The sequence below is a fragment of the Coprococcus aceti genome, from assembly GCF_025567285.1.
GTDB classification, from domain to species: Bacteria; Bacillota; Clostridia; order Lachnospirales; family Lachnospiraceae; genus Coprococcus; species Coprococcus aceti.
The window spans coordinates 105,116-121,949 of the sequence record NZ_JAOQJT010000001.1 but is presented as its reverse complement, the minus strand read 5'-3'; the positions used below and the strand labels follow the sequence as shown (position 1 = coordinate 121,949).

Below are 16,834 nucleotides of genomic sequence, written 5' to 3'. Positions count from 1 at the left end.
GTTAAAATTACCGTGAAGTATATGGTGTAAAATATGGTATAGTTGAATAAAATATTATAATTTTTTTAAAAAAATCAGACAGTTGATGTAAAATATAGAACAACAATATACGATAAGGCAGGGTGATGGACATGAAGATAGTTGTTCTGGATGGATGTGCGGCGAATTCCGGCGATATTAGCTGGGACAGTATTGGCAAGTATGGCGAGCTGACGGTGTATGACAGAACCGACAGGTCAGAGGTGGTCTCAAGGATAGGCGATGCGGAGATCATAACAACGAACAAGACGGTGATAGACAGGGCTGTGATCGAGGCCTGTCCGAACCTCAGATATATAGGTGTGCTTGCCACCGGCTACAATGTGGTCGATGTGGAGGCGGCACATGAGCACGGCATAGTGGTTACAAATGTTCCGGCATACAGTACGGATGCTGTGGCGCAGTTTACATTTGCACTGCTTCTGGAACTGGCAAACAGGGTCGGGGCGCATGATGCGTCAGTGAAGGACGGTGGCTGGGTGAGAAGTAAGGATTTCTCCTACAGTGTGATGCCGACCATGGAGCTTGCGGGCAAGACTATGGGTATCATAGGCTATGGCAGTATAGGTATGAAGGTGGCAGAGATCGCACATGCATTTGGCATGAGGGTGCTGGTGAACAGCCGGACGAGGAAAGCCCTGCCGGATGGCGATTGGATAAGCTGGGCTGAGAGGGATGAACTGTTCGCACAGTCGGATGTGATAAGCATACACTGTCCTCTGTTCCCTGAGACGGAGGGAATGATAGACAGGAGTGCGATAGGCCGGATGAAGAAGACTACATTCATCATAAACACTGCCAGAGGCGGCTGCATAGTGGAGAAGGATCTGGCAGATGCCCTGAACGAGGAACGTATAGCTGGAGCCGCGGTGGATGTCATAGCACAGGAGCCTATGGCGGCGGACAATCCGCTTCTCACGGCAAAGAATGTGATCATAACACCACATATCGCCTGGGCACCGAAGGAGGTCAGGGAGAGACTTCTCAATATAGCGGGTGGCAATATAGAGGCGTTTCTCAATGGAAAGCCTGTAAATACAGTATAAAAAGAATAAGATTAGCCATAGAGCAGAAATTTAGCTGTAAGAAGAAAGGATAGATCAGGAAGATGGAGAGCAGTTCTTTTGAGGATGTGAACAGACTGGTTAGGTCTGAACTGTATGAGCACATGGATCCGGAATTTGGCAAATATCTGGCCATGAACCTTCCGGGCTGTGGCAATATAATAGGTGTGAGGCTGGATGACCTGAAGGAGATAGCCAGACAGATAGCCGACATAAACTGGAAGGAGTATCTGAAGCATGCGCCGGATGATACGCTGGAGGATGTGGTCATTCAGGGGCTTGTCCTTGGATTCGCACAGGGCAAGCTGGAGGAGATACTTGCATATGCCGATGAATTTGTTCCCAAGATAGACAACTGGTGGGTGTGTGACTCGTTCTGCAGTACATTTGTGGCGGCATCCATGTACCCGGAGATAGTGTGGGAATTCATCATGAAGTATATGGGAGATTCCGAGCTGAATCCTGCGTGGAGAAAGAAGGAGGAGGCAGAGATTCCAGAGGGACAGGGAGGCATCGCAGTAGGAACCTGGCAGGATATGTCCGATGACTTCAGACTCAGGTTCGTGGCTATCATGCTGAAGTGCTACTTTGTGAATGACAAGTATATCGACAAATGCCTTTATGCATTTGAACATATGCAGGATGGCGGCTACTGTGCAAAGGACGGTGTAGCCTTTGGCCTGGCGGAGAGCTATTTCGTGTTCCCGGACAAGACGATTGAGTACATAAAAGGTGCACAGTTTGACAGGCAGATTCTGGAGATGACTAAGAACAAGATAGAGAAGATATACAGGCTGCCGGAAGCGGATGTGAACAGGTTTGCGGAAGTTATAAATGAATATTAAAATTAAGAGAAGGACATTATATTTGCAGGAGGAATTCTTATGAGAAATTTGAATGCGGATATGGATGTCCTTTTTGCTTTGACTGGGATCAATAATATTGAAAATGAGTTTATGGTGGCAATGGTGCTGGTGATTGTCTGTTTGGCGGCTGCGGTATGTCTGACCGTATGGATAAGAAAATACGTCAGGGGAAATGCCTCAGGCAGTCTGGAAGATAGTCAGGATGAGCGGGAGGACAGGGAGTATTCAGCGGAGGATAACTACATTGATGGTGATGCTGTAGCCATTGCCATTGCTGGAGCTTTGGGAGGAACAGCAAATATTTACAGTCTGAGGAGCAGTGATACAAGACTTAGAGTTACGGTGAACAACGGGGCGCTGGTGGACAGGAGAAAACTGAAAGCCACAGGAGCTCTGGGAATACTGGCAAAGGGCAGGCAGGTGCAGGTATTCTATGAGGATCAGGTGGAAAGGATATGCCGAGAGCTTGGAAGATATATAGATGGACACAGGAAAGATAATATTGAACAGGAGGCTGAGATCGATTATGAAAGAGTGCTTAAGAAGGTGTATGTGCCTGTTGAAGGTGATGTTGTGCGCGTATCTGATATACATTGCCTACAGAACCTGGGAGACGGGAGTGTCGGCTTGTGTGCGATTCGAGCCACACGGGGAGAGATCAGAGCGCCGTTTGACTGCAAGGCTGGATATAGTAAAGCCGGAGAAGGTCAGATAGAGTGTACATCTGAGGAAGGATACGTGGTCAGGATATATCTGATATCAGAGATCGACACCGGATGGCAGAGGACACAGAGCTATGTAGATATAAGACTTACATGTGGTGATGGTGAGAAGGTGCGAAAAGGAAGGCTGCTTGCAGAGTATCCATATGAGACGCTTGCTGGCAGAGGCGAAACTGTATATGCTGTGCTGGAGGTACATTCCGATGAAAATGCTGATACAGGTCATTCTGGTGGCATAGATAAAGGATATCAGCTTAAGATAAACCGGAGAGAGAAAGTGAATTATGAATATGTGGCATGCGAGCTTGTCGTCTGAAAAGCTCACATGCCATTTATTTACGCTCTGGTTGCCCTGTCTATGATCCCAGCAAGGGTATCTATGACCATAGCGGCATCCTGATCTTTGTATTTCAGGAAAGTATAAGCACAGCCTTGTACGAACATTGACACCTCAACATTCTTGGCAAGGTCATCTCTGAACTCGGGACGGGCGTCATATATCTTCTCCTTGATGAGGGCGTCGAGCTTGTTGGTCAGGACTCCGTAGCTTCTGTTGTCATCAGGAAAGAGTATGGAGAACAAATGTCCCTGGTTGATAAATGCGTTGCATAACTGCCTGCTTGCTTCTGCAGGATTGGTAAGCATATATTCTGGATTTGGAATGTCACCGATGAGGGACAGAAGAGCATCATTTTCGAGGTATTCCGACAGATCATATATATCCTGAAAATGCAGATAGAAAGTCTGCTTGCTGATATTGGCCTTTTCTGTGAGTTCCTTCACTGTGATCTTCTCCACAGGTTTGGTGGCACGCAGTTCGATAAATGCGCTGAATAAGCTGTTGCGTGTACGCTGAATCCTTCTGTCCATAAAAGCTCCTTTCTGATCATACAAAAGCTGTACGCGGGTAATGATTATAAATGGCTGTAAGCGCCCTGATGATGCTCTATGCATTATAATATAGAATACAACAAAAGAAAGATATAGTCAAAAAAACGTATATACATATTAAATCTAATTGTCAATAATTGTCTGGAGTAAATTATTTTACTTTTATCAAAAAACGAATATTCATATAGCGGATGTGCAACGGTATACTGAAGGTAATTTACTACAGTCAAGAAATGACTGAGAGGGCTTGGATGATGGAACTTGAACACTAACTTTGTATGGAGGAAAAGTTATGGATTTGTATGAGTTTTATTCGGGAAGGTGCTTTGATGCCTACAATGAGCTCGGCGCACACGTTGTGAAGGAGAACGTGGGCAAGAGCAGGAGGAAAGCAGTGACAGGAGTGGACTTTGTGACGTATGCACCGAATGCGGAGTCGGTGACGGTTACAGGTGAGTTCAATTCATGGGGAGAGACTGCCATGGAGAGGTGTTACGATGGCAGCTTTTTCAAGTGTTTTGTGCCGGGGGCAAAGGCCGGACAGATGTATAAATATAAGATATACCAGAGAGATGGATATTGTGTGGATCACTGTGATCCGTATGGATTCGGCATGGAGCTGAGACCGGCATTTGCATCTATAATAAGAGATATGGATGAGTATACATTTGGCGATGCAAGATGGATGAGGACACGGAATGAGTGCAAGGGTGGTCCGCTCAATGTGTATGAGATGCATATGGGGTCATGGCACTGCAAACCGGTGTATGATGAGAATGGAAAACAGCTGACACCGGAAGAAGTCATTGAGACTGACCGAGTTGCTGAGGGCTGGTATACATACAGAGAGATAGCACCGATGCTTGTGGAATATCTGAAAGAGCAGGGCTACAATTATGTGGAGTTTATGCCGCTTTCGGAGCATCCATGTGATGAGTCATGGGGCTACCAGAATACCGGATTCTTCAGTCCGACGGCTAGATACGGAACGGCGGATGACCTGAAGTTCCTCATCGATACGCTTCACAAGAACGGCATAGGTGCCATCATGGACTATGTGCCTGTGCATTTTGCACTGGATGGATATGGACTTGCAAAGTATGACGGAACCAATCTGTATGAGCATCCGACCGATGATGTGGGCTACAGCGAGTGGGGTAGTAAGAATTTCATCCATTCCAAGGGAGAAGTTCAGACATTTCTCAAGAGTGCGGCGAATTACTGGCTCACAGAGTATCATTTTGATGGCCTAAGAATGGATGCCATCAGCAGGATAATCTACTGGATGGGCGACGAGTCTAGAGGTGTAAATGACAGGGCGGTTGAGTTTATAAAGGGGCTTAACCAGGGACTTAAGGACAGACACCCGTCATGTATTCTCTGCGCCGAGGATTCCACGGACTACAAGGGAACCACCAAGGAAGTCGGATACGGCGGACTGGGATTTGACTACAAATGGGATATGGGTTGGATGAATGACACATTGAATTTCTTCAGAACTCTGCCGTTTTGCAGAGGCGACCAGTATCACAAGCTGACATTCTCCATGATGTATTTTTATAATGAGAGATACATGCTGCCACTCTCGCATGACGAGGTTGTACATGGCAAGGCAACCATAGCCCAGAAGATGGCGGGATCATATGAAGAGAAATTCCCAAATGCAAAGGCGCTCTACGCCTACATGTATGCGCATCCGGGCAAGAAGCTTAACTTCATGGGTAACGAGATAGCCCAGCTAAGAGAGTGGGACGAGAAGCGTGAGCAGGACTGGGATATACTGAAATACCCGAACCACGATTCATTTAACAGATTTATAAAAGATTTGAATAAGCTCTATCTGAAAGAGCCTGCGCTGTCAGGGTGGGACGACGACCCACACGGCTTTGACTGGATACTCTGTGGCAAAGAGCAGGATGTTGTATATATATTCCAGAGAGTTATTGAGGAAAATAAGATAGTAGTAGTCATGAACCTATCAGGAAATACATACAGGGATTATCATTTCAGATACGGCGAGGGCAATTCCATGAAAGTTCTCATGAACACGGACTGGAATAAATACGGTGGAAACACTAAAGACACCGTGAAGAGTATCAAGGGCGTATGCGGTGACTTCGGCTTTGATCTTCCGGCTCTGTCTGTAATGTATTTAAAGCCGGTGGATTAGTAAAAAGGAGAGATTATGATATTAGATGTAAGCAACCTTAGCCATGGATTTGGTGACAGGGCAATATTTGAAAATGTGTCATTCAGACTTCTGGCAGGTGAGCATATAGGGCTTGTCGGCGCAAATGGTGAAGGTAAATCAACCTTCATGAATATAGTGACGGGCAGTCTCATGCCGGATGAGGGTACAGTGACCTGGGCGAAGAATGTGAAGGTCGGATATCTGGATCAGCACACGGTCCTTGAGCCGGGCATGACCATAGGCGGAGTGCTGAGGGATGCGTTCTCCAGACTTTTCGATATGGAGAAGAGGATAAATGAGATATGTGACAAGCTGGCGGAGGTCACTGACGAGGATGAGATGAACACTCTTCTTGAGGAGATGGGACTTCTTCAGGATCTTCTGGACAGCCATGACTTCTATATAATAGATTCGAAGGTTGAGGAGGTTGCCAGAGCATTTGACCTGTTGCAGCTTGGACTGGACAAGGATGTAACTGAGCTGTCGGGCGGACAGAGAACCAAGGTTCTGCTGGCGAAGCTTCTGCTTGAAAAGCCGGAGATACTTCTGCTCGACGAGCCTACAAATTATCTTGATGCACACCATATAGAGTGGCTCAAGAGATACCTTCAGGAATACGAGAATGCGTTTATTCTTATATCCCATGACATTCCGTTCCTGAATTCAGTTGTAAATATCATATACCATATGGAGAATTGTCAGCTGGGCAGATATGTCGGCGATTATGACAAGTTCCAGGAGGTGTATGCGGTGAAGAAATCCCAGCTTGAGGCTGCGTACAGAAAGCAGCAGCAGGAGATATCTGAGCTGAAGGATTTTGTGGCGAGAAATAAAGCCCGGGTTGCCACAAGAAATATGGCTATGTCCAGACAGAAGAAACTTGACAAGATGGATGTCATTCAGCTTGAGCGTGAGAAACCGAAGCCTGAGTTCAACTTCAAGGAAGCGAGAACCTCTGGTAAGGTCATATTCGAGACTGATGATCTGGTGATAGGTTACAGCAAGGACAAGCCGCTTTCCAAACCGATGAGTCTCCGCATGGAGCGCAGTGACAAGATAGCCATCACAGGAACGAATGGTATAGGAAAGACGACATTCCTGAAGAGTGTGCTTGGACTTATCCCGGCTATATCCGGCAAGGCGCAGCTTGGCGACTATCTGCACATTGGATACTTTGAGCAGGAGGTCAAGCCGGGCGAGAATACATGCCTGCAGGAAATCTGGGAGGAATTCCCGGGATATACCCAGTATGAGGTACGTGCGGCTCTTGCCAAATGCGGACTTACCACCAAGCATATCGAGAGCAAGGTGAAGGTCCTCTCGGGTGGCGAGCAGGCGAAGGTGAGACTTTGCAAGTTAATCAACACTGATACAAATGTGCTTCTGCTTGACGAGCCGACAAACCATCTTGACGTTGATGCCAAGGATGAATTGAAGCGTGCTCTTTCCGAGTATAAGGGGTCTATACTTCTGGTATGTCATGAGCCTGAATTTTATGATGGTCTTGTGACAGACGTGTGGAATCTGGAGCAGTACACGCTGCTCCAGTGATCAGATATTATAAAACTGTCAGGTTCAAATAGATTTTTTGAACCTGGCAATTTTTTAGCGTAAATTTGACTAATCGCAATTCCTATATTATTCTATATAGGACAGTTTAATATGGTAAAGTGCTAAAGATAAATGCGCACTCAGCGCAGAAATAGATACATCTGCTCAAAAAGTACTGTATAATCGTACGGATATAGACGCATGTGAAAAATAATATTAGGATGGAGATGTTAGATGAATATACTTGAGAGTTTAAAAGATAAATTACTTGTTGCAGACGGGGCATTTGGAACCTGTTATGTGGGAATGTACGGAGAGCAGGGAACTGTCGCTCCTGAGCTTGCAAACATGCGCCACCCGGAGCGGGTACTTGAAATCCATAAAGAGTATGTGAAGGCGGGAGCCGGGCTTATAAGGACAAATACATTTGCGGCAAATACAGCGAGCCTTGATGCTGACATGGATTATGTCATTTCAAATGTGCGTGCGGCGGTAAAGCTTGCGAAGCAGGCTGCGGACGGCGAAGCTGGAACGGATCACAAAAAGGTATACATTGCCGGAGATATAGGCCCAATACCTGCGGATGCCGGTCTCACACTGAATGAAAGGGTGTCACAGTACAAGCTGCTGGGTGAGGCGATGCAGGACATGGGAGTGGATATCATCTGGTTTGAGACATTTCCTGAGTTCAATGTGCTCGAGCCTGTGGTGAAGCACCTGAAGGCAAGAAAGGACACGCCGGTCATGGTGTCGTTCTGCGTGAACCAGTTTGGGTACAGCAACTGTGGATTTTCGGCAAGAGCATTGCTCTCCCAGGTGGCAGGAAATCAGTACGTGGACTGTGTTGGATTCAACTGCGGAGTTGGTCCGTACCATATGCTTCAGCTTCTGAAAAAGCTGGATATAGACTGCGGAAAGCCTGTATCAGTCATGCCGAATGCGGGATACCCGAAGTTTACACAGAGCAGACTGGTGTTCAATGACAACAAAGAGGGATTCATAGATAAGATCCAGGACATAGCGGCGCTTGGTGCAGATATCATAGGAGGATGCTGCGGAACAAATCCTGAATACATACATCAGATCATGGAGCGGGTGAAAACCGGAGATATTGCAAAGGCTGCCAAGGTTCATGTGGAAAAGGTACAGGCTGACAGTGCTGTAAAGGACAATTTCCTCAAAGGACGTCTGGAGCGTGGCGGGGCAGCCACAAAAAATGCCGACGGACACAAGCATAAGCTGATTGCTGTGGAGCTGGCGCCTCCGGTGGATGTCAACGATCAGAAGCTGCTTGATGCAGCCCATATACTTAAGCAGTCACATGTGGATGTGGTGACATTCCCTGATTCGCCATCGGGAAGAACCAGAGCGGATTCCATACTCATGGCGGAGAAAGTGCATAAGGAGACAGGACTCAGGGTCATGCCGCATCTGTGCTGCCGTGATAAGAATGCCATAGCCATAAGGGGAAGCGTGCTCGGTGCACAGCTTAATGGCATAAAGGATTTCCTTGTCATAACAGGTGATCCGGTTCCGGTCATGTTCAGACAGACGACCAGGAGCGTGTTCAACTTTGATTCAGTCGGAATGATGAAGCTGCTGCAGTCTATGAACGAAGAGGTGTTCAGCGGGGATAAGATCACCTACGGCGGAGCGATCAACCAGAACAGACTTAACACAAAGTTTGAGATAGACAGAATAAAGAGAAAGATGGAAGCCGGGGCTGAATTCTTTCTGACACAGCCGGTGTTCTCCAGAGAGCAGGCACAGATCCTCAGAGACATGAAGGCTGAGACCGGCGCGACAATACTTGTGGGAATCATGCCGCTTGTCAGCAGGAGAAATGCCTTGTTCATGAAAAATGAGATGGCGGGCATAGAGATCCCGGACGAGATTATAGAGAGATACAGTGGAAATGCCACAAGGCAGGAAGGCGAGGAGTGCGGCATACAGATCGCCAGAGATATACTTGAGTACACTTCGGATTTTGCAGATGGATATTACTTCTCGTTCCCATTCAACAGAGTACATATGCTGGCACATATCGTTGACTAAAATGTGAGCCAAGGTTATTATGGAATAAGCGGTGTTGCCGGGGAAAACAGGGATTCCGGAGCAGCGCTATATAGGAGAGGCGCTGTTATATATACAGTAGATAAAATACAGGATGCGCGGGTGCGCAGAAAGGAACAGACATGGATTACAATAGTTTAAGTCTTAAGATGCATGAGGAGCACAAGGGTAAGGTAGAGGTAGTGTCCAAGGTGGCAGTGAAGAACAGAGACGATCTGAGCACGGCTTACACACCGGGCGTTGCAGAGCCTTGCAGAAAGATCCGTGACAATAAGGCTGACGTATACAAATATACATGCAAGGGCAACATGGTTGCCGTGGTATCAGACGGAACAGCGGTTCTCGGCCTGGGAGATATAGGACCTGAGGCAGCTATACCTGTAATGGAAGGAAAGTCCATACTCTTCAAGGAGTTCGGCGGAGTTGACGCATTCCCTATCTGCCTTGACACAAAGGATGTGGATGAGATCGTTGAGACAGTAAAGCGCATTGCACCTGTATTTGGCGGAATCAATCTGGAGGATATATCAGCTCCAAGATGCTTCGAGATAGAGAAAAGACTTAAGGAAGAACTTGACATTCCTGTATTCCATGACGATCAGCATGGTACAGCTATCGTTGTGTCAGCAGGACTCATCAATGCGTTAAAGCTTGTCGGCAAGCCGTTTGACGAGGCAAATGTGGTTATCAACGGAGCAGGTTCTGCAGGTATATCAATATGTAAGCTTCTGCTTCAGCTCGGTATAGGCAATGTGGTTCTCGTGGACAGGCAGGGTGCTCTGTGTCCTGGACAGGACTGGATGAATCCGGCACAGGCAGAGATGGCAGAGATTACAAACAAGGACAGACAGACAGGTTCTCTTGCCGAGATAATGAAGGGTAAGGATGTATTTGTCGGAGTTTCAGCTCCAAATATCGTGACAGCAGAGATGGTTGCATCTATGGCAGCAGATCCTATAGTATTTGCCATGGCAAACCCTACACCTGAGATCATGCCTGAGGAAGCGGCAAAGGGCGGAGTAAGAGTAATGGCGACGGGCCGTTCGGATTATCCAAACCAGATCAATAACGTTCTAGTATTCCCGGGAATATTCAGAGGTGCCCTGGACGCCAAGGCAACAGGCATAACTGAAGAGATGAAGATGGCAGCAGCCAAGGCTATCGCATCCATTGTAACAGATGATGAGCTCAAGGAGGATTACATCATTCCTGGAGCATTTGACGAGAGAGTTGCTAAGGTGGTTGCCAAGGCTGTAGCTGACGAGGCAATAAAGCTTGGAATTACAAAATAAGAATAAAAATAAAGTTTTTCGAAATATTTAGTAAATAAGTGTACTAAAAATCGCATCTTATGTGGAAAGTCCGCATGGGATGCGGTTTTTTATTTTGCGATTTTATTGTAAAGTAATATTGTTGTCCGCGGGGACGGATAGGGAGGAGAAAAAATTGAACAGTGTTATTATTGGGCAGAGAATAAAGGATGCCCGCAAGTCTATGAACCTCACACAGAAGGAGCTGGGGTATCTTATCTATGCAGATGGCAAATATATAAGCCGTCTTGAAAATGGCGGAAGTCTGCCGAGCCTGAAGCGGCTGGTGCTGTTGTCGAGGGTGCTTAACCGCACATGTGATTATTTCATATGGGATATCGATGTGATGGAGGAGGATGTGACTCCGAGGGAGGAAATCGTTATCCGGGATGAACAGGAGCGGAAGCTTCTGCAGCTTTGGAGGGAGATATGCTGAAGATTGCTGTGTACAGTGAGGAGAAAGTAATGAGCCCGTTGTTGCAGGAGTACATGGGTATATGGCAGAGAGATGCGGGATGTGTGTGCGCTGTGAGATATTATGACAATGTGCATGCGATCATGGTCGACATGGATCTTGAAGGAATTTACGATGTAGTGGTGGTGTATCGTTCCTGGGATGTGGCCGATGTCTTGAAAAAAGACCGCAGGGTAGGTAGTCTCGTGATGATAGCAGCAGGAATAAACCGGAGATTGTATGATATCCAACCGTGTTATATTCTGTATGAACCTGTTAATGCGGCAAATTTCAAAAAGGTGATGACGATGGCGGTTGAGGGGAGCCGGGATGAGAGAAGATTCACATTTGTATCCGGAAGGGTGAGATACAGTGTAGATAGCCGGAGCATAATGTATTTTGAAAGCGAACTGCGTCGCATAAATCTGGTCACAACGGAACAAAAATATGTTTTTTATGGAAGTATTGGCGAGATGGAAAAACGCATGAAGGTGGGCTACGGGGGATTTATCAGACCACATGAATCCTATCTTGTAAATCCGGATCATGTGAGCAGATGCACGGCTCATGAAATGATACTGACAAATGGTAAAAGTATACACATCAGCGCAACAAGACGCGCTGATGTGAAAAGATACTACAATGAACTGATCAATTGCTAGTTGTTAGAAGATCAAATATATCTGAGTAATTCTATGTTCAGTCTGCCCTTCCGGGTTGCGCTGCCTGTCTCGACAAATTCATATTTGCCATATCCACGTATTGAAAATACGTCGCCCGGTTTTAACTGGTGGCTGCTGTTTTCGTACAACCTGTTGTTTAGTGAAAATTTCTTTTCCCTGAACAACAGGGATGTGCTGCTTCTTGAAAGGCCTGTTATTGTGGCGGTCACTGCGTCAGCTCTTGCAGATGCTGCGATTATGTGCAGAGGTTCCTTTTTTATCTGTATCTCATCAGTATCCTGGGTGCTGCAAAAAGTACATTTTACATTTGTGTGCCTTATCTTTGTCAGATTTTCTGCGATATAATCGGCAACAGTGTCCACACAGAATATATAGGCATTGTTGTGTTTGTCAGAATGAGTGGATTCGGTGACCAGTATATCGCCCACCATCTCCCTCTCAATGCCAAGATTCATAAGTGCCCCAAGGAAATCCCTATGGTTCAGATCATCTGAGAATTTGTCCGAAACAGCGGAAACCTTCATGGTGCAGATGGGAAAAGCCGGTGCGTAGCCGCAGTCGGCTTCATTTCCAAAGGCGATCATAACGCGGTCGCAGAATTCCCTGCCTCCAAAGATGGTATATCCTGCAAATGACAACTGTTCAAGATTGCTGTAAAATACTTCCATGTCTGCAGCACTCAGAAAATTAGTATATGTATATCTGTTCTGGCGGAAGGCGGCATTTGCCAGATCCTTTAACCGCCCCTTTAGAATATCGTTTTCATTCATAGCATGTCCTCCGAGATGATTGACTTCTTACTATTATATTACAACACTCCGATCTTCGCCAACAGTCAAACGAATTTGACAGCTTTGCACGATAATCTGAAATTTATTGTTGCGAAAAGTGATCATAATGAACAATAAACCGTTCAAACGTGAAAAAAACAATCATTTTGCATTCAAAAATCTTCTAAAAACTATTGAAATGCGCAACTGTTGATAAATTACCACAAAAAAAAGCCTTCGTTTTATAAATTTTTGCGTATTTACAATTTCAAAGTGTTTTGATAGTATATGGGCATAACAAGGAGATGAGTTGTGATCAACAAGCCTTCTGGTTATAAAAAAGACAATCACTTATATTTTGATAGACGGAGGGTTCCCTTAGCACGAAATTCGTAGAAATCCCTTTATACGATGTAATGTAACCCCATAACCCCAAACCCCAAAACATAGGAATCCTCCACTCCCCCCTTCTTAACAGCCTGTCGCATAAGCGACGGGCTGTTTTTATGTTCTGAAAAACAGGGGGATTTAGAGTTTCATATTGGATGCGCTTATGGCGTTACCGAGTTCTGTGAGACTTTCCACGAAGGCTGCGTATTTGCATATGTCAGTCATCTTAGATTTTCTTTTGCTATTTCCGAGAATGCTATAGATATAATCTCTTGACTGTTCGATTATATATGTTGGCGTTGTGTCGTGCTCGTTGTTGAATAACATGGATTTGAAGTTCTGAAAAAAAGAATAAATTTCATAATCTATAGAATTGTCATTCCGCTGCATGTATTCGAGAAGCATATCGATATAGCGCAAAGCTGAGTGTACGTACAGGATAGAGTTTTCGTTTATGTACAGTACGGTTTCCGGCACAAAGAAAGATGGATGTGCGAAACCTTTTATGCTGTGCAGGGCTTCCATTTTCTGGGTGGCTGACTGGTTGAACGAGTAACGGTTTTTGTATTGTTCAATGATAGAGAGCGTGTCCGCTGAATTATTTTTTGCTATTACGCGCCGTCTCTCGTTGATGTACAGTTTTAACTCCAATAGAAGAAAATATATATCCGGGGATGAAAAACGCTGCGAGTTTTTGATATACGGAAATGAACCTGTCATTCTTCTGAAAAATGAGTCTGCTGTGGCATAATTGTTTATTATGCTGATGGCTGCATCTACATTGAAATTCTGGACAAATTCCCTGGTTGCGGGCTGATACACTGTCTCGTTGTCAATGCGGGATACATAGGAACTAAGAAAGATTATCTTCTCTTCTGCGGTGAGTTCGTATCCGTTGAGGTTACAATAATTGATGGCGGAACAGGGGGCATCGGTTTGTGTTTCGGCATTGTTTAAGTCTGTCATAATGATCTCCTTTGTTTTTGTATGGATAAAAATGTAGCACTTTAACGCGATAAGTGGTAGGATATTTATGGATACAAAATTGTACAATATGTATAATTTTATAATGTATGAATAGCTAGAAGAATCAAGGGTTTATGCTGTGTACGACAATTGTGAGAGAGCCTTTAGGGGCAATTTAGGGGCAAAAAAATAAAAGATGACCATTCAGTGTGAAAACTGAGTGGTCATTTTTTTTAGTTGATAATTGATATTGTGTCGACAGCCGCATTGTCTTTTTGCTTCATTTTTTTAGTGATATGAATGTAAATAGCTTTTGTTATTTTGTCGTCATGGTGGCCTAGACGACGTGATATCTGTTCTGCTGACATAGTTTCTGCCAGAATGGAAGCGTGTGTGTGCCGCAGCTTGTGCGGAGTTATCTCTCTGCCAAGAACTTCAGAGGCGGCTGTTTTCAAGTGTAGGTTATAGGTTCCATAGGATAAATAGCCGCCTGTCTTCAAGTGCGGCATAAAAAGTGTGCTTTTAATTCCATTTTCAAACATTGTTTCTTTTCGCCAAAGTCTGAGTTTTTTTATAAGTAAGAGAAGCTCAGGCTGTATATGAAGATTTCTGATTGAATCACTTGTTTTGGCTGACGTTGCGTATTTGGTTGCAGGGTAGTAAGTCTTGGTAACACGAATAGTTTTAGATGTAATATCCACATCTGAATCTTCAAGTGCCACAAGCTCCCCAATCCTCATGCCTGTAAGAATCAGAAAATAGGATATGTAGTAGTCCTGCCAGTGATTATTGTCTATAAAGTAATTAAGTAATTTTGTTATTTCATCATGTTCCAGATATTCATTGCTGATGTCATATACCTCTGGTATTCCGTCGGAGCTCTCTTCACTGATATAGTCGAGTTTTAATAGTATATCATGATTTGAGTGATAGTCGTTTTTCACCCCCCATTTTAGAGCGAATTTCAGATATTTTATATAGCTGTTTATTGTGCTGATTTTTTTACCGGTAGCAAGAAGTTGATCATATATATAGCGGGGAGAAAGTTTGTCAACGAGTACATCATTACCAATTGTGCTTACACAACGATATATATATGATTTCTCAGTTACAATTGTACTTTCTTTCCTCTTGCACTGCCGTAATGATGCTATATAAGCATCAGCCAGCTCCCCTAGCGTTGTATCAGATCGGACAGGAGAGGAAGTCTCGGCTTTCTCAATCTTCCCGGCAAGGATCCTTGCCGCCTTGTTTCTGTTCTGAGGTGATGCCTTAGGCATCGTCACGGTGACCTTCTTCACCTTCTCTGTGAGCGGATCTGTGTACCTCTCACAATACTTTACGGTTCCATTTTTTTGTATTTCTGACCACATAATATCAACTCCTATCTAAAAATAGGCATAAAAAATAAGCCTACTAAAATGAGAAGGCTTATGATATAATGTAGCTTGATCAGAGCGTTATTCATAAGCCTTCGGTTTGTGGGTAACTTCCCTCAGGTGTTCCACCACCTGGGGGATTTAATAACAAGTCCTTAGCAACGTCCTCCCGCTATGAGGGAAGTGACAACGCTCTGGACTTTTATTTATTTTTATCAATCATCTTCTTAACAGCTTTATCAAAGTCTGACTCTATTTTTTGGTTTTTGTTGAACAACGAATATTCTTTCTCTGCTTTAGCTTTTGCAGCCTTTGAGGATATATATCCCTTGTCAGGCAGAATATTATATCTTCTGAATGTAAGAAACTCATTTACACTATTGGCAAACTCTTCCATGGTAAATGTGTTCTCACGTTCTATAAGGTCTTCAATATAATCAAAATATCCGGTAACAGTACGTTCAAGCTGACGAATTTGCTTTTCGTCAAGATAGTTCTTTGCTATAGAGACATCGGATTTTAAAACTCTGCCATCTGGGGCGTTTTTCCATGTAACAAGTCCCATGTGCTCTTTTGTGTGATCGGCAGAGGTATATACTTTTTCAGCAGCAGTTTGTCCAGTGATTGCATAATGAAATTTATTTTGTACCATTGCGTAAAAGTCATGAGTGATCTGTGAATTTTTATCATAATCTATACTGCACTCTGCGAATATATCTGTAATCTGTTGCCATATTCTGCGTTCGCTGGCTCTGATCGAACGAACTCTTTCAAGAAGTTCTCTAAAGTAATCTTTGCCAAATGCGGTTTTGCCCTGTTTAAGACGTTCATCATCCAATACAAAGCCCTTTGTTATATATTCTTTTAAAATGTTGGTTGCCCATATTCTAAAGTGTGTAGCTCGTATGGAGTTGATTCTATATCCTACCGATATTATGGCATCCAGATTGTAAAACATAGTCTCTTTTGATTGGGTTTTGCCGTCTAATGCTCCATGTGGAGTGGTTGTTTCCATTTTGGAAATAACCACTTCCTTGTTTAATTCGCCATCGGCAAATATGTGAGACAAATGCTTATTGATGGCTGGAATCTGGACACCAAATAACTCAGCCATACCTTTTTGTGTGAGCCATATGGTATCGTCCTTTATCAAAGCATTAACAGATACATCCTCTTGTTCTGTTTTATATAAGAGAAATTGAAATTCTTGCATAAGTATATCCCTTCATTTGTTAATTATTTTTGCAACCCATGTGCATAAGCCTCAATAGAATCTGCAGACTCCTTGTGAAAGTCATCCCGATCTATATGTCTGCAAGCATGGATATATGCCTCATTCAATTGTTCTGTTGTGAAGCGTGTATTAAGAAACACAGTATATGAACCATCTTCATTACACGTCACAGTTTCTTTTACTTTAGTTGCTTTCATATCAAGATACTGAACATATATATCATCCGTCATTGCTATCCCCTCCTTATTTGA

General features: G+C 44.3%; 15 protein-coding genes. 9 read left to right on the top strand and 6 right to left on the bottom strand.

All coding sequences use genetic code 11. The features are described 5' to 3' along the window. Positions 1-131 precede the first annotated feature (131 nt). The 3 genes from OCV54_RS00625 (at position 132) to OCV54_RS00615 (ending at position 3,007) form a co-directional block, all read left to right on the top strand. Positions 132-1,085 carry a D-2-hydroxyacid dehydrogenase gene (locus OCV54_RS00625; protein WP_055147368.1) on the top strand — a complete coding sequence of 318 codons (954 nt, stop codon included), beginning with the start codon at positions 132-134 and terminating at the stop codon, positions 1,083-1,085. Between the two features lie 62 nt (positions 1,086-1,147). Then, positions 1,148-1,948 (top strand): DNA alkylation repair protein, encoded by an 801-nt coding sequence (locus OCV54_RS00620; protein ID WP_055222317.1) that lies wholly within the window; start codon positions 1,148-1,150, stop codon positions 1,946-1,948. 39 nt (positions 1,949-1,987) lie between these two features. Next, on the top strand, positions 1,988-3,007 hold the full coding sequence (locus OCV54_RS00615) for a PTS sugar transporter subunit IIB (protein ID WP_055222316.1): 1,020 nt from the start codon (positions 1,988-1,990) through the stop codon (positions 3,005-3,007). Between the two features lie 20 nt (positions 3,008-3,027). Here the strand turns inward: OCV54_RS00615 and OCV54_RS00610 are convergent, their stop codons facing one another. Further along, positions 3,028-3,561: a TetR/AcrR family transcriptional regulator gene (locus OCV54_RS00610; protein WP_015534540.1), complete on the bottom strand. Its 534-nt coding sequence runs from the start codon at positions 3,559-3,561 to the stop codon at positions 3,028-3,030. Between the two features lie 313 nt (positions 3,562-3,874). Here OCV54_RS00610 and glgB point away from each other — a divergent pair, with 313 nt between their 5' ends. The 6 genes from glgB (at position 3,875) to OCV54_RS00580 (ending at position 11,823) form a co-directional block, all read left to right on the top strand. Then, on the top strand, positions 3,875-5,752 hold the full coding sequence (gene glgB / locus OCV54_RS00605) for a 1,4-alpha-glucan branching protein GlgB (RefSeq protein ID WP_015534541.1): 1,878 nt from the start codon (positions 3,875-3,877) through the stop codon (positions 5,750-5,752). A gap of 12 nt (positions 5,753-5,764) precedes the next feature. After that, a complete protein-coding gene (locus OCV54_RS00600) occupies positions 5,765-7,324 on the top strand; it encodes an ABC-F family ATP-binding cassette domain-containing protein (RefSeq protein ID WP_055222315.1) in 1,560 nt (519 codons plus the stop codon). A gap of 234 nt (positions 7,325-7,558) precedes the next feature. Next, a complete protein-coding gene (locus OCV54_RS00595) occupies positions 7,559-9,379 on the top strand; it encodes a bifunctional homocysteine S-methyltransferase/methylenetetrahydrofolate reductase (RefSeq protein WP_055222314.1) in 1,821 nt (606 codons plus the stop codon). A gap of 140 nt (positions 9,380-9,519) precedes the next feature. Then, a complete protein-coding gene (locus tag OCV54_RS00590) occupies positions 9,520-10,689 on the top strand; it encodes an NAD(P)-dependent malic enzyme (protein WP_022215972.1) in 1,170 nt (389 codons plus the stop codon). 154 nt (positions 10,690-10,843) lie between these two features. Further along, positions 10,844-11,143, top strand: a complete 300-nt coding sequence (locus tag OCV54_RS00585) for a helix-turn-helix domain-containing protein (protein ID WP_022215971.1) — start codon at positions 10,844-10,846, stop codon at positions 11,141-11,143. After that, positions 11,137-11,823: a LytTR family transcriptional regulator DNA-binding domain-containing protein gene (locus tag OCV54_RS00580; RefSeq protein WP_055222313.1), complete on the top strand. Its 687-nt coding sequence runs from the start codon at positions 11,137-11,139 to the stop codon at positions 11,821-11,823. The genes OCV54_RS00585 and OCV54_RS00580 overlap by 7 nt, the downstream gene beginning before the upstream one ends. Positions 11,824-11,834: 11 nt before the next feature. On the opposite strand, the gene OCV54_RS00575 is transcribed toward OCV54_RS00580, so the two are convergent. The 5 genes from OCV54_RS00575 to OCV54_RS00555 form a co-directional block, all read right to left on the bottom strand. Further along, a complete protein-coding gene (locus tag OCV54_RS00575; protein ID WP_055222312.1) occupies positions 11,835-12,614 on the bottom strand; it encodes a YlmH/Sll1252 family protein in 780 nt (259 codons plus the stop codon). Positions 12,615-13,142: 528 nt separating this feature from the next. Further along, on the bottom strand, positions 13,143-13,970 hold the full coding sequence (locus OCV54_RS00570) for a hypothetical protein (protein WP_022215969.1): 828 nt from the start codon (positions 13,968-13,970) through the stop codon (positions 13,143-13,145). Positions 13,971-14,203: 233 nt separating this feature from the next. Further along, the gene (locus tag OCV54_RS00565) at positions 14,204-15,343 is read right to left on the bottom strand and encodes a tyrosine-type recombinase/integrase (protein WP_055222311.1); all 1,140 of its coding nucleotides are present in this window, start codon (positions 15,341-15,343) and stop codon (positions 14,204-14,206) included. Positions 15,344-15,551: 208 nt separating this feature from the next. After that, on the bottom strand, positions 15,552-16,562 hold the full coding sequence (locus OCV54_RS00560) for a virulence RhuM family protein (RefSeq protein WP_055222310.1): 1,011 nt from the start codon (positions 16,560-16,562) through the stop codon (positions 15,552-15,554). A gap of 23 nt (positions 16,563-16,585) precedes the next feature. Next, a complete protein-coding gene (locus OCV54_RS00555; RefSeq protein ID WP_055222309.1) occupies positions 16,586-16,813 on the bottom strand; it encodes a hypothetical protein in 228 nt (75 codons plus the stop codon). Positions 16,814-16,834 lie beyond the last annotated feature (21 nt).

Bases quoted from the DNA above. Each gene is read 5' to 3' on its own strand.
- OCV54_RS00625 (WP_055147368.1), top strand. From the start codon at position 132: ATGAAGATAGTTGTTCTGGATGGATGTGCGGCGAATTCCGGCGATATT.
- OCV54_RS00620 (WP_055222317.1), top strand. From the start codon at position 1,148: ATGGAGAGCAGTTCTTTTGAGGATGTGAACAGACTGGTTAGGTCTGAA.
- OCV54_RS00615 (WP_055222316.1), top strand. From the start codon at position 1,988: ATGAGAAATTTGAATGCGGATATGGATGTCCTTTTTGCTTTGACTGGG.
- OCV54_RS00610 (WP_015534540.1), bottom strand. From the start codon at position 3,561: ATGGACAGAAGGATTCAGCGTACACGCAACAGCTTATTCAGCGCATTT.
- glgB (WP_015534541.1), top strand. From the start codon at position 3,875: ATGGATTTGTATGAGTTTTATTCGGGAAGGTGCTTTGATGCCTACAAT.
- OCV54_RS00595 (WP_055222314.1), top strand. From the start codon at position 7,559: ATGAATATACTTGAGAGTTTAAAAGATAAATTACTTGTTGCAGACGGG.
- OCV54_RS00590 (WP_022215972.1), top strand. From the start codon at position 9,520: ATGGATTACAATAGTTTAAGTCTTAAGATGCATGAGGAGCACAAGGGT.
- OCV54_RS00580 (WP_055222313.1), top strand. From the start codon at position 11,137: ATGCTGAAGATTGCTGTGTACAGTGAGGAGAAAGTAATGAGCCCGTTG.
- OCV54_RS00575 (WP_055222312.1), bottom strand. From the start codon at position 12,614: ATGAATGAAAACGATATTCTAAAGGGGCGGTTAAAGGATCTGGCAAAT.
- OCV54_RS00570 (WP_022215969.1), bottom strand. From the start codon at position 13,970: ATGACAGACTTAAACAATGCCGAAACACAAACCGATGCCCCCTGTTCC.
- OCV54_RS00565 (WP_055222311.1), bottom strand. From the start codon at position 15,343: ATGTGGTCAGAAATACAAAAAAATGGAACCGTAAAGTATTGTGAGAGG.
- OCV54_RS00560 (WP_055222310.1), bottom strand. From the start codon at position 16,562: ATGCAAGAATTTCAATTTCTCTTATATAAAACAGAACAAGAGGATGTA.
- OCV54_RS00555 (WP_055222309.1), bottom strand. From the start codon at position 16,813: ATGACGGATGATATATATGTTCAGTATCTTGATATGAAAGCAACTAAA.